We start from the raw sequence: 13,506 nt of genomic DNA, 5'->3' as shown, positions 1-13,506 counted from the left end.
TCCTTAGTCATCCTGATGTGGGAATAATGTATTATCAATTAAATCGCAGAGACAATTGACTGTTAGCATCTGAACTTCCTGTATTCTGACGGTACGTTGAGATGGAATACGAATTTCAACGTCTTGAGGGCCTAATAATCCGGCAAGCTCTCCGCCATCATAACCTGTTAATGCAACAATGGTCATATCTCGTGTAACAGCGGCTTCAACGGCTTTAATAATGCTTCGACTGTTACCGTGTGTCGAAATAGCAAGCAGTACATCTCCAGCTTGTCCTAATGCGCGCACTTGTTTTGCATAGATTTCATCGTGTTGCTGATTCCCCATAATTGCAGTCATCACAACGCTATCTGTGTTTAACGATAATGCGGGCAAGCTAGGGCGCTCTGTTTCAAAACGATGGATCATGCTTGCGGCAAATCGCTGTGCTGTTGCTGCTGAGCTACCGTTTCCACAGCTTAATATTTTATGGCCGTTTAATAACGATTGAACCATCATCATGGCGGCTCTGGAAATGGCATCTGGTAATGCTTCTGCTGCTGCAATTTGAGTTTGGATACTCTCTGTAAAGCAGACTTTGATTCTATCAAGCACGTTAAGACCTATATAATCTAATTTAACGAATAAATTCCGTATAATCGAGAATGTTTTTTAACCATATTAACTGGCGTTGATTAAATGCACAAACATCAAATCGACAGTCTGAAGTCTCGATACTTTCTTGGCGTTGTGCTAACCAACACTTTGCTGTCCGCCATAAACGACGCCGTTTTGAGGTAGTAATAGAGCTTATTGCATCACCAAATAAGGTGTTATATCTAAAGCGAACCTCAACAAATACCCATGTCTTGTTTTCCTGCATAATAAGATCAATTTCGCCACAGGGATATCGGACATTACGCGCAATTAATATTAATCCTTGTTGGCGTAAATATTTTAGCGCTTTTTGCTCATAGTATAGTCCTAAAAAATAAGGACTTTTAGAAAAAATCATCCATGATTTCCTTCTTTCTCTTACTCATAAAATAAACCGCCTTTATGGCGGTTTATTTTAATGATAATTAAATACTTTTATTACTGTGTAACAGGTTCAATCTTACCTTGTTTAAATTGCATCCAAGGAAGTTGTCTATAAACAGTACAGTTGTTTTCAACATGTAATGAACCTGAAATACCATTAAAATGTAATGTGCCTTTTGTTAGATCATTGTAATTGTTTGCTAATGACCATGCATCAATTCCCATCGCGTAAAGACGCATTAATGAGTAATCGTTCGCAAATTTACTGGATGCTTTTTGCATTAACGGCAAATTAGCGCCAGTCATCAATGGAATATCACTAAATTGAATGCCATCCATCTCCATACGGAAATCAGGGCCAGTTCCACCTTGGTTACTGCGTGAGCTAACATAAATGGGTGGACGTTTTTGGGTACTGATCGCCATATCAATCATTGGCTTAATTAAGGTTAATTCATCGCTAGTCGCAATGATGTAAACCGAATCAATCGCACCACCCGCAGATGGAATAGATTGAGTCTCTAATGGTAAAGGTGCATTAGCAGTTGGTAAAACCGGTGTGCCTGTCATACGAATACCGACACCGCGATTAATCGATGCTTTTAAGCTTTCAACAGAACTAAAGGTTTGTTGTAAAACAGTACCGCCACCTGTACGTTGCCATTCATCAGCAAAAGTTTGTGCCATTCTTTGACCAAATTTATTATCTGGAACAATAACTAATGGATTTGCTTTTTGTTGCTGACGCAAATGCTGTGCCGCATTACGGGTTTCATCTTCTGGCGAAAGAGAGAAGAAACAGACAGTAGTTGCAGAAGGGATCGTATCTAACTCATTTAATGCTAATACGGGTAAGCCACTTTGAAGCTCAATGGTTTTCATGACTTCAGGTTTTAGTAGTGGACCGACAATTAAGTTGGCACCATCTTGCTGTACTTTTTTCAGTAACACATCAATAGGTTGACTATTGGTATCATAAACAATCACTTGGCGAGAGTTTTGAGCAATAGGGTCAAGCTGAACGTTCATATTACTTGAAAAAGTATCCGTTCCTTTTTCTTCTTTTACTTGATTGCTTTCACTATTGTCAGTGGACTCTTTCGTTGTATCTGAATTTGTTGCAGAAGTTTCAGTATTGCTAATGCCTAATTCTTCTAAAATTGAAGCTAGGCTATCATCGTTTTTAGGTGTTTGAGATTCAGGCATCGCTTGTGGTTGTGGTAAGCCACTTTGCGCATCAAGGAAGCCTTGACGAATGGCTTCACCAAAGACTTTCGCTTGCCCTGTTAAAGGTAATAATAATGCGATTTGGCTATTCGTACTTACAGAAGGTTGTGAAAGACGTAATAATGAAACTGGAAGTGTTAATGCAGCTGGATTACGAGGATAGCGAGTCTGCCATTCTCTGACTGCTGTTGATAACTTATCAGCATCATCTTTGTTGTATTCATAGGTATTGAGTAAATCTAACCAACCTTGCAGCGTATTTTCATCTGCTTTGATAACCACACTACGGCGTTGCTCTGGTGTGAGTTTGGTTAGTGTGAGCCATGTATCATCAATATTTTTTTGACGCAGTTGAGGATCAGTAATTAATGTTTCTAACCCAATATAGGCTCTAATAACATCTAAAGATGCTAGCCCTTGAGCATCATCAATTATTTTTTGATATTGTTTCATCTCCATTTCTGCCTTTGCAGCTGGAGTGAGAGGTTGTTCTTGTTGCCCCGTCAGGGTACAACCTGACATAATCAGCGCAGAGAGTATCGCAGTATAGGATAAACCTGTTTTAAAACGCACAAAAATTGAGGAAAGCATACTGTACCCAGTGATGTTTTATAATTATGCTCAATTTTAAATCGGTCATTCGGAATAAACAATGAATCAACCTAATCGAGCAGCGGTAACGACATCCACACTGTACATAGTACCCACACCTATTGGTAATCTGGGCGATATCACCCAGCGGGCACTTGATGTGCTGTCTCATGTCGATTTAATTGCTGCAGAAGATACCCGTCATACAGGGCTTCTATTACAGCACTTTGCCATTAACGCACGTTTGTATGCGTTACATGATCATAATGAACAGCAAAAAGCAGATCAATTAATTAGCAAATTACAACAGGGGCTAAGTATCGCATTAGTCTCTGATGCAGGTACACCATTAATTAACGATCCTGGCTATCATTTAGTCAATCAATGCCGTAAAAATGGCATAGATGTAGTGCCACTGCCTGGCGCTTGTGCTGCTATTACGGCACTTTCTGCCGCAGGGCTTCCTTCTGATCGTTTTTGTTATGAAGGTTTTTTACCAGCCAAAACAAAAAGCCGCCAAGATTGCCTACGTGAATTGTTAGAAGAACCTCGCACATTGATTTTTTATGAATCAACACATCGATTGCTAGATAGTTTAGCTGATATGGTGACAGTTTGGGGTGAAGATCGCTATGTAGTATTAGCGAGAGAACTCACAAAAACGTGGGAAACTATTCAAGGTATGCCTGTAGGTGAATTACTGAAATGGGTGCTTGAAGATGAAAACCGCCGTAAAGGTGAAATGGTATTAATTGTTGAAGGGTATGAAAAACCAGTTGATGATAATTTTTCACCAGAAGTGTTACGAACACTCGCGATTTTACAAAAAGAGTTACCACTGAAAAAAGCGGCGGCAGTCACTGCTGAGATTTATGGTGTGAAGAAAAATGCACTCTATAAACATGTCATTGAGCAAAATGGTGAAGCTCAAGACGAGTAAAGTGATTTTTTAGCTTCTTTCGCTATACATTTTCTCCCAAAATCCCTATAATCCGCACCCTGAGTTGACTAGACAACCGCTGCTTTATCGTTGTCCCTTCGGGGGAGACGGATAGAGGGGAGGAAAGTCCGGGCTCCACAGGGCAGGGTGCCAGATAACGTCTGGGAGGCGCGAGCCTACGACAAGTGCAGCAGAGAGTAAACCGCCGATGGCCTGTTTACAGGATCAGGTAAGGGTGAAAGGGTGCGGTAAGAGCGCACCGCGCAACTGGTAACAGTTTGTGGCATGGTAAACTCCACCCGGAGCAAGACCAAATAGGGGTTCTTATGGTGCGGCCCGCATTGAACCCGGGTAGGTTGCTGGAGCCAGCGCGCAAGTTCTGGCCTAGATGAATGGTTGTCCACGACAGAACCCGGCTTAACGGTCAACTCACCTCATAAAAAACCCTCGATTCACATTGTGTTTCGAGGGTTTTCTGTTTTAAGCCAATCTAAATCAACTATCACGAAATAATATCAATAAACAAGCCACGAAATTCAGCCGAGCTTTTTAACGTAATGCTGTGGCTATCTTGAATAAAAGCGCCATCGCCACACTGGATTTGCCCATTTTCTTGTGTTGACGTTTGCAAATAGGTACCACCTTTTATGGATTGTAAAAAGCCTTTCTGTCCTTTTATTGGCAGTGTGATTTCATCGCCTGTTTGCAAATGAATATGATAAAGCCAAATGGTTTGCCTTAACATTAACGAGCCATCATCACCGGTTGGTGAAGCTAATAATTGATATTTTAATTTTTCATCTAATACCAATTTTTGTGAGGCTAAACTTTCTTGTTGTGGACAAGCATTTAACCACAACTGAATACGGGTTAATGGCGTATCAGGACTACTGTTTTTCTCTATATATGTATCAGTATTATGCGGTGAAATAAGTAAGCACTCATTTTCTTTTGCCGTCACAGTACGTCCCATATTATCAAGGTATGTTGCTTCCCCTTGAAGAATAAGATTAACCACATCAACATGAGGGTAAGTCTTTGCTTTAAACTCAGAATTTGGTGCAAGCATCTCTTGGTTGAGAACTCTTAGCGTGCCATAGTCTAAAAAATGAGGGTCAAAGTAGTGGCCAAAGGAAAATGTGTAGCGAGCTTGTAGCCAACCATAATCCGCTTTACCACACTGTTGTGCTGTTCTGTATTTTATCATAGCGGTATTTTTCGAGTAGGTTATCAATATATTTATCATAGAGGTATGGACTGTCTATTGTTAGCAAGTTAATCTGGTGCCTATAATCAAATTATTTGATAGAGATAAGTATAATGAGTAAAGACAAAGCCATTACGTTGGAATCTTTACGAGTGATGGATGCCATTGATCGTAGAGGGAGTTTTGCAGCGGCTGCTGATGAACTAAATCGAGTTCCATCGGCGCTCAGTTATACCATGCAAAAATTAGAAGAAGATTTAGATGTTGTTCTTTTCGACCGTTCTGGCCATAGAACAAAATTTACTAATGTCGGTAGAATGCTGCTTGATAGAGGGCGTATATTACTTGAGGCTGCTGACAAATTAACCTCAGACGCTGAAGCCTTAGCAAGGGGTTGGGAGCCTCATATCACTATTGTTTGTGAAGCGCTTACTCCAGCATCTAGACTCTTTCCTTTGGTTGATAAACTGGCTGAAAAATCAAATACGCAACTTTCCTTAGTTACTGAAGTATTAGCGGGGGCATGGGAAAGTTTAGAAAGTGGTAAATGTGATATTGTGATTTCGCCCGATATGCATTTTCGTACTTCATCAGAAATTAATTTCCGCCCTTTATACAATACCACTAGCGTTTACGTTGCCAGCCCAGATCATCCCATCCATAACGAACCTGAGCCATTAGCCGAAGAAACTCGCTTAAAATATCGAGGCATTGCGATTGCAGATACAGCAAGAGAACGCCCTGTATTGACAGTATTGTTGTTAGATAAACAGCGCCGTTTAACGGTCAGTTCGATTGAAGATAAACGCCGAGCATTAATTGCAGGTTTAGGTGTCGCGACAATGCCGATTGATTTAATTGAGGATGACATCAAAGAAGGGCGCTTACGTGTTGTTGGCCCTGAATATCATCATGAAAATAATATTATTATGGCATGGCGCAGAGACAGCATGGGCGAAGCTAAATCGTGGTGTCTACGTGAAATACCTAAACTCTTTGCGAATGATAAAAAATAGTTTTGTTATTAGATAATTTTTATGTTTAGAGATAATCGCTCACAGAGTAATTGTGGGGATAACAGAAAAGAAGTTAATGAAAAATTATACTAATATCGTTAAAAAAGAACCCTATGCTTAAAACATAGGGTCTTTTTGAGTTAAAGATCCCCTAAGGGATCTTTTTTATTTCTAAACTTTTTATTACCAGTTTTTATTGAGAATACGATCTAAGCTCCATTTACCTGGGCCTGTGATAACGAGTAATAAATATCCGCCGGCAATGGTCATATTTTTCATAAACATTAATTGGTTCATGCCTTCAGCAAAATTACTGTGGAACAATAATGCGGTTAAGAGAGTAAAGACCGCGGTAAAAATTGCTGTGGTGCGAGTTAAGAAACCAAATAAGATGGCTAATCCACCACCTAATTCTAATAAAATAGTCAGTGGTAATAAGAAACCGGGAACGCCCATTGCTTGCATATATTGTTGTGTACCTTCGTAACCACCAATTTTTCCGTAGCCTGCGCTGATAAATAAAATCGGCATTAAAATACGGGCAATTAATAACGCAATGTCTTCAAATTTTTTCATGATATTTATTCCTAATCAAACTCTATTATCTGCAATGTATATCTGTTTATATTTGTATTTTCGTTGGTTAATTTTCTATTTTTAGAGCTAATAACCACGGCTACGGTGTGAGATATACAATAATGTGAATTGAGCGAAGAGGATATTAAGAAGAATTAACATTCTTGGACAAAAAAATTGAAGATTAATCAGAGGTTTTTTTGAAGGACTTTTGGATCGTACGAATTAAGCCAATTGCACCGATCGCGCGTTGCCCTAATCGTATGATTTTTTTAGGATGCTTAATGCTGTAAAGAGAAATAAAACTAGCTCCCACTAAAAGCGCCGGTTTTAAGGAAACTAAAATTCGCCATGCTTTATCATAAGGCTCGGTTACATCAAGCCAAGTTTGTGTGCTTTGTCCTAAGTCAGAGCGCTGTTGCTGAATTTTATTCAACAACAGCTTTTTACGTCTTGCGAGGATCGCCTGTTTATTTTGTCTGTTCATCATGATATTGCTCCAAAAGACGTTTATCTAATTCTAATTGCTGGCGAGTATCACCTAACAAGGTAGAATTTCGCGCTTTTCTTAATGTCATGATGCCGCCAATGAGGGCACAAAGAAGTAAAGTCGCCGTTGTGATGGCTAAAGCATAGACTCGATATTCAGGTGGAATAATCCAAAAAATCAGAATAAGTAGGCTCATTAAGCCAAAGGCGGTGAGCAACAAAGTAACACCAGCCATTAAAATAAGCTGGATCAGAGTGGTTTTTTCTTCTTCCAGTTCTATGGCGATTAATCGTAGGCGAGTTTCAACCATGCCTATCATGATAGCGCCAATCTTACTGAGAGAATTCAGAACCCCGGATGCGGGGCCCTGTGGTCTTTGAGTATCACTCATTATAAATTAGCGTTTTGCTAGTAAAACACCAAGAACAACACCAACAGCCGCACCAATACCGATACCTGTCCATGGATTTTCACGAACATAGTTATCTGCTTTTCCGGCGATTTCTTTGGTGTTATCGACAATCTCTCTACCTGCATCACTGAGTTTTGCACGAGAACCTTTTATTGCCGATTCTGCTTTGGCTCGTAGACTTTGGAGCTCTTCTTTGGATTTATCTGCAGAGGAGTTCAGTACTTCTTCTAGAGTATCAGCAAGAGATTTCAATTCACTGCGCAGATCTTCATTCGAATGTTGATGAGACATAAGTAACTCCTTTAATAGATATCGATGTGATACTTATAACAATAGACCAATTTTACCGCTTAATGAAATTAAATAACGACTTATTGGTAAAAAAAAGAGATAAATCTTAATGGATATCCACAGTTAAAGGGATGAGACGATGTTAAGGCGAGTATATAGCAAAATGAAATAAAGGCCTGTTCCAATAAATGAAGTAGGCCCTTGTCATTTTTCTTACTGTTTTTTATGTCAGTAGGAAAATCTTTATATTATTTGATAGATCTTATGCTTTCATTTTTTTCTTTTTGATGACAACCCAGATGCTACCAATTAATCCTATTACTAATAGGCAAACAGGTAATAGCATAAGGATATTCATTAAATGATGTTCATACTGACGAAATAGTGGGCTATTACCTAACATATAACCCAATGTGGTCAGTATGCCGACCCATAAAAGTCCACTTAACCAGTTGAAAATTTGAAAGCGAGTATTGTTCAATCCAGCAAGGCCTGCAATTGTTGGCAACAATGTCCTAACGAACGCTAAAAAGCGACCAATAAGTAATGCGGCTAAGCCATGACGATGAAAAAGTCCATGTGCACGCTGGTGGTAATGTTCTGGTAGATGTGATAGCCAACTGCGTACTAATTTAGTATTTCCAAGCCATCGACCTTGAAGATAGCCCAACCAACACCCTAGGCTCGCTCCTGCCGTCAAAATGAGTAAGGTCAATGGAAAATCCATTGTACCTTTAGCAATTAACACGCCCACTAAAATTAGCAAGCTATCTCCAGGCAAGAAAGCTGCAGGCAATACTCCGTTTTCTAGGAATAGTATGGTGAATAATAAAATGTAGATAATCCATATTAATGAAGGATTAGCTAAGGTTTCGTAATCTTGGTGCCATAGCGCCAAGAATAGCTCTCTTACGATTTCCATATAAAAGGCTTCCTAAAACTGAGTCATTTGGGGGTAAATATAAAATCAATAGGTGTTGTAATCTACTTACCCATTTTCTACTTCATAGGGTCTATTTTTCATTGTTTAAAACAGCAACACTCTAACAAAATCAGGAAAAACTAGACAGAAAATTTTTTAACTCAATAACGATATTACTTACACATGGATATTGGATCTCGAAAAATAGACATTAAATCTCTTTTTGAGTTCAGAATAGGGCGTTTTTAAAGAGAAAAACTCAAGAGGATGGATAATACAATGGGGTGTTTTCTATTTTATAGCGATCATAAAAGATAAATTTTTAATATTAATTGAGAGAAATAAAACGTTATCTTGTTTGACTTTCTTGTTTATTATTTATTCAATTCAAAGATGAGCACGGTAGATAATTGTTAGTGATAATGTTAATAAAAAAGAGGGATGGTTGATTAAGAAAATCAAAAAACAGAGAAATAAAATAAAAAACAAGTAAGATGATTAGGTATAACCTACTGATAATAATAATTTCTTTCATTTCCGATCGGTATACTAAAAAGAACAAAATCCTATTATGATCACAGATATGTTATTTATTTGTTAACAATAACGGTTAATGCTGTATATTTTGCATAATCAGCTTTTCAGCGCGATTCAATTCCTTATACTGGCATTGCAAACACTCAAAAATGCCTTTTTTAAATATTATTTTAAGTAATGGAATAGCTATGGATAAACAACAATCCAGAGTCTTCAGCCTGTTCTTTAAGGGAAGTCTCGTTAAACAAATACTCGTTGGTTTAGTTGCAGGGATCTTACTGGCTTGGTTAGCACCAGAAGTTGCCAAGATGATGAGTCTATTAGGTACTCTGTTTATTAGCGCACTGAAAGCTGTAGCGCCTATCTTAGTATGGGTACTCGTTATGGCTTCGATAGCTAATCATCGTCAAGGGCAAAAATCGAATATTCGCCCCGTATTAGTTTTATATCTGTTAGCAACATTCTTTGCTGCATTAACCGCAGTTGTTGCTAGTTTTGTGTTCCCATCAGTTTTAACGTTAGTTGTTAGTGAATCACAATTGTCACCACCTGAGAATATTGCTGAAGTGCTTAAAGGCGTATTAATTAATGTGGTCGCAAACCCTGTTGATGCGCTTATCAATGGTAACTATATGGGCATTTTAGCGTGGTCTATCGGTTTAGGTCTGGCATTACGCCACGCAAGTGATACCACTAAAGCCTTAACGCAAGATTTAGCGGATGCAGTGACAAACTTAGTCCGTGTTGTTATTCGTTTAGCGCCTATCGGTATTTTTGGTTTAGTGTCATCAACTATCGCAACGACAGGCTTTGAAGCTTTAGCAGGTTACTTGCATGTCCTTGCTGTTCTGATTGGTTGTATGCTGTTTGTCGCTTTAGTTGTGAATCCAATAATTGTATTTTGGAAAATTCGTAGTAACCCATATCCATTAGTATGGGCATGTCTGCGTGAAAGCGGTGTAACGGCTTTCTTTACACGCAGCTCTGCGGCAAATATTCCTGTGAATATGGCAATGTGTCGCCGTATGAATTTAAACGAAGATACTTATTCTGTTTCAATTCCATTAGGTGCGACCATCAATATGGGTGGCGCGGCAATTACTATCACTATTTTGACATTAGCCGCAGTAAATACATTGGGTATGCCTGTTGATGTGCCAACCGCATTGTTATTAAGCCTTGTTGCTGCGATTTGTGCTTGTGGTGCATCGGGTGTTGCGGGCGGCTCTTTACTGTTAATTCCACTGGCTTGCGGCATGTTTGGTATTAGCAATGATATCGCTATGCAAGTGGTTGCAGTGGGGGTAATGATTGGTGTGTTACAAGATTCAGCAGAAACAGCATTGAATTCAGCAACGGATGTTCTCTTTACTGCAACAGTCTGTATTGCTGAAGATAATCGTATTTCAGATAATCCATTAACTGAAAAAAATAATGGGTAAAAAGGGTAAGTAGTAAGACAGGAAGAGCTGTAAAAATAATAATCAATAATAAAAAATAGAACCCCACATTTATGTGGGGTTTCTTTTTGCTCAAGCACTGGAAAGGATTAAATATTGAGAGCTAATTCTGTTCCTTGCCTAATAGCGCGTTTTGCATCTAATGCGCGTGCATCTTTTGCTCCGCCAATAAGATGAACAATTTTGTTTTCTTTTTCTAAAGGTGCGAATAGAGGGTGATAAGCGCGTTGCCCCGTACACAATATAATATTATCAGCCATAAGAAGCTGTTGTTTTCCATCTTGTTCAATCACAAGACCTTCTGGTGTGATTTTTTGATAATGACAATGTGTTAAGAATTTAACGCCTTTTTTCTCTAATGTTAGCCGATGTATCCAACCCGTTGTTTTACCTAAATTCAACCCTATCTTTCCGGCTTTACGTTGAGTCATAACAATCTGTTTATTATCATCTTTTAAGTGATTTTCTGGTTTTATACCACCACGATATGAAAGCGTTGGATCAATGCCCCATTCTTTGTTAAAAGCACAAGGACTTAGGCTACTGCATTGCCCTTTTTGAGTAAGATAGAGACCCGTATCAAAGCCAATACCTCCGCTACCAATGATCACTACATTTTTACCCACTGGTTGATGGTGTTTTAAAACATCAAGGTAAGTTTTAACTATCTCATTATCTTGCCCTTCAATGTCAGGGCTGTGGGGCGTAACACCACTGGCTAAAATAACTTCGTCAAAGTGCTCAAGATGATGAGGAGTCGCTTCGGTATTATTTTTAACAATCACACCAGTGAGTTGTAGCTGTCGTTTAAAGTAGCGTAAGGTTTCCTTAAATTCTTCTTTTCCGGGAATTTGGCTAGCAATATTCAACTGCCCACCAATAACGTCTTCTTTTTCAAACAGTGTTACATGGTGACCACGTTTAGCCGCTGTTATAGCAAAAGATAATCCCGCAGGCCCTGCGCCAACAACAGCTAGCTTTTTGGGTTGTTGAGTTGGAGTAACCAGAAGTTCGGTTTCTCGACACGCAAAAGGGTTAACAAGACAAGATGCTGTTTGCCCCGAAAATATTTCATCAAGGCATGCTTGATTGCAAGCAATGCAAGTATTGATTTCATCTTCGCGCCCCTGTTGTGCTTTAAGTACAAACTCAGGATCAGCAAGAAAAGGGCGAGCCATTGAAACCATATCGGCGCAACCTTCTGCCAAAATAGCTTCTGCGGTTTGTGGTGTGTTAATTCGGTTGGATGTAATCAGTGGAATATTCACTTTATCCATTAATTCACGCGTTACATTCGCAAATTGGCCTCTCGGTACCATGGTCGCTATTGTTGGAATTCGCGCCTCATGCCAACCGATCCCTGTATTGATCATTGTGGCGCCAGCTTTTTCAACGGCTTTGGCAAGATAAAGTACCTCTGATGCATCTGAACCATTTTTAATTAAATCCAACATAGAAAGACGATAAATAATAATAAAGTGATCACCAACAGCTTTTTTTATGCCTTCAAGAATGCGTAAAGCGAAGCGACAACGATTTTCAATATTTCCACCCCATTGATCGTCTCGCTGATTGGTGTGGCTGACTAAAAACTGATTAATTAAATAGCCTTCAGAGCCCATTATTTCAACACCATCATAGCCCGCCTTTTGGGCTAATTGAGCACAGCGAATGTAGTCATTAATAGTTTGTTCAATTTGTTCATGACTCATTTCTGTTGGCATAAAAGGGGTTATTGGCGATTGAATAGCCGAAGGGGCAACTAAGTTAGGTTGGTAACTATAACGACCTGTATGCAAGATCTGTAAAGCAATTTTACCTCCTTGCTGATGAACGGCGTCAGTAACAAGCTGATGAGTCGTTAGTTGGTTTTCAGACATTAATGTTGCAGCGTGTGGTAATAACACGCCTTGTTTATTGGGAGAGATCCCTCCAGTCACTATTAATGCAACACCAGCAGCTGCGCGTTGGGCATAAAACTGTGCAAGTTTTGGGGCATCATTCGGATTTTCTTCAAGTCCAGTATGCATAGAGCCCATAAGAATGCGGTTTTTAAGTACAGTAAACCCTAAATCAAGAGGCGAAAATAGATGAGAATAATGTGCCATCAGATACCCTTTTCAGACTGGTCAGATGAGATATCTATTAGCATAACGAGAAGTGAGTGATTAAGAGTTTATTATGTTAACAAGTTGTGATCTTAATCATGGAAAAGGTGAGTAGAGGGCGATAAAGCAATAATAATCTAAGTGATTACTTAATGAGAACAAATAGTGATAATAAAAATCACACTCATTCATAATATTTCATCATATAATATAGTGTACCTACAAATACGTATTAAAAACACACATCACTATTTTGAATTTGGAGACGTTATGATTAATAAATTTAATCAACTTGTTGACTGTTCTGACTTAGGTAAATTGGTATTACGTGTTTCTCTTGGAGTTTTAATGTTATTACATGGGCTTCATAAAATGGAACCGGGTGGGTTAGCAGGTATTCAGGGGATGTTAGCTAATTTTAATCTACCCGCTTTTATTGCCTACGGTACGGTGATTGGGGAAGTTGTTGCACCTATCTTACTGATCATTGGCTTATTTACTCGTGTTTCAGCATTTGTTTTAGCCGGTACGATGTTTGTTGCTATTTTGATGGTTCATTCTGGTGATCTATTTGCATTAAACCCTAAAACAGGGGGATGGGCTCCTGAAAGTGCAGGCTTTTATCTCTTTGCCGCGATTGCGGTGATGTTTTTAGGTAGTGGTCGTTTTGCAGTTAAAAAAGATTAATAAATCTAATAGTCAATAAATT

At 39.0% G+C, this 13,506-nt stretch carries 14 protein-coding genes and 1 other RNA gene; 5 read left to right on the top strand and 10 right to left on the bottom strand.

Annotated elements, in window-relative coordinates:
* Positions 1–3: 3 nt before the first annotated feature.
* The 3 genes from diaA to DK861_RS04420 all read right to left on the bottom strand — a co-directional run bounded on the left by diaA (position 4) and on the right by DK861_RS04420 (position 2,838).
* Positions 4–594 (bottom strand): DnaA initiator-associating protein DiaA, encoded by a 591-nt coding sequence (gene diaA, locus DK861_RS04430; protein ID WP_004245257.1) that lies wholly within the window; start codon positions 592–594, stop codon positions 4–6.
* Positions 595–616: 22 nt separating this feature from the next.
* Positions 617–994, bottom strand: a complete 378-nt coding sequence (locus DK861_RS04425) for a YraN family protein (RefSeq protein WP_072063750.1) — start codon at positions 992–994, stop codon at positions 617–619.
* Positions 995–1,074: 80 nt separating this feature from the next.
* A complete protein-coding gene (locus DK861_RS04420; RefSeq protein ID WP_109399348.1) occupies positions 1,075–2,838 on the bottom strand; it encodes a penicillin-binding protein activator in 1,764 nt (587 codons plus the stop codon).
* Positions 2,839–2,899: 61 nt separating this feature from the next.
* Here DK861_RS04420 and rsmI point away from each other — a divergent pair, with 61 nt between their 5' ends.
* Complete coding sequence (rsmI, locus tag DK861_RS04415; protein WP_006535297.1) at positions 2,900–3,778, top strand: 16S rRNA (cytidine(1402)-2'-O)-methyltransferase; 879 nt, start codon at positions 2,900–2,902, stop codon at positions 3,776–3,778.
* A 60-nt stretch (positions 3,779–3,838) separates the two neighbouring features.
* Positions 3,839–4,214, top strand: an RNA gene (gene rnpB, locus DK861_RS04410) — RNase P RNA component class A.
* Positions 4,215–4,280: 66 nt separating this feature from the next.
* Here the strand turns inward: rnpB and DK861_RS04405 are convergent.
* The gene (locus DK861_RS04405; protein ID WP_109399347.1) at positions 4,281–4,985 is read right to left on the bottom strand and encodes a pirin family protein; all 705 of its coding nucleotides are present in this window, start codon (positions 4,983–4,985) and stop codon (positions 4,281–4,283) included.
* Positions 4,986–5,098: 113 nt separating this feature from the next.
* On the opposite strand from DK861_RS04405, the gene DK861_RS04400 reads away from it, so the two are divergent.
* A complete protein-coding gene (locus tag DK861_RS04400) occupies positions 5,099–6,001 on the top strand; it encodes a LysR family transcriptional regulator (protein ID WP_006535295.1) in 903 nt (300 codons plus the stop codon).
* 183 nt (positions 6,002–6,184) lie between these two features.
* On the opposite strand, the gene DK861_RS04395 is transcribed toward DK861_RS04400, so the two are convergent.
* From DK861_RS04395 to DK861_RS04375, 5 genes are all read right to left on the bottom strand, one after another.
* On the bottom strand, positions 6,185–6,577 hold the full coding sequence (locus tag DK861_RS04395; RefSeq protein WP_072063747.1) for a DoxX family protein: 393 nt from the start codon (positions 6,575–6,577) through the stop codon (positions 6,185–6,187).
* Between the two features lie 184 nt (positions 6,578–6,761).
* Complete coding sequence (locus tag DK861_RS04390) at positions 6,762–7,067, bottom strand: YqjK-like family protein (protein WP_229096478.1); 306 nt, start codon at positions 7,065–7,067, stop codon at positions 6,762–6,764.
* Positions 7,048–7,458, bottom strand: a complete 411-nt coding sequence (locus DK861_RS04385; protein WP_006535291.1) for a phage holin family protein — start codon at positions 7,456–7,458, stop codon at positions 7,048–7,050. Before DK861_RS04385 ends, DK861_RS04390 begins: the two co-directional genes overlap by 20 nt.
* A gap of 6 nt (positions 7,459–7,464) precedes the next feature.
* Entirely contained in the window at positions 7,465–7,770 is a 306-nt protein-coding gene (locus DK861_RS04380) for a YqjD family protein (protein ID WP_006535290.1), read from the bottom strand.
* A 262-nt stretch (positions 7,771–8,032) separates the two neighbouring features.
* A complete protein-coding gene (locus DK861_RS04375) occupies positions 8,033–8,692 on the bottom strand; it encodes a DedA family protein (RefSeq protein ID WP_109399346.1) in 660 nt (219 codons plus the stop codon).
* Between the two features lie 725 nt (positions 8,693–9,417).
* Here DK861_RS04375 and sstT point away from each other — a divergent pair.
* Positions 9,418–10,671, top strand: coding sequence for a serine/threonine transporter SstT (gene sstT / locus DK861_RS04370; RefSeq protein ID WP_109399345.1), 1,254 nt, complete (start codon positions 9,418–9,420; stop codon positions 10,669–10,671).
* 107 nt (positions 10,672–10,778) lie between these two features.
* On the opposite strand, the gene DK861_RS04365 is transcribed toward sstT, so the two are convergent.
* Entirely contained in the window at positions 10,779–12,797 is a 2,019-nt protein-coding gene (locus tag DK861_RS04365; RefSeq protein ID WP_109399344.1) for an NADPH-dependent 2,4-dienoyl-CoA reductase, read from the bottom strand.
* Between the two features lie 270 nt (positions 12,798–13,067).
* Between DK861_RS04365 and DK861_RS04360 the strand changes: the two genes are divergently transcribed.
* A complete protein-coding gene (locus DK861_RS04360; protein WP_109399343.1) occupies positions 13,068–13,484 on the top strand; it encodes a DoxX family protein in 417 nt (138 codons plus the stop codon).
* Positions 13,485–13,506 lie beyond the last annotated feature (22 nt).

Source organism: Proteus sp. TJ1640, assembly GCF_003144445.1.
Classification (GTDB): domain Bacteria; phylum Pseudomonadota; class Gammaproteobacteria; order Enterobacterales; family Enterobacteriaceae; genus Proteus; species Proteus penneri.
This window is presented reverse-complemented; position numbering and strand designations above follow the sequence as displayed.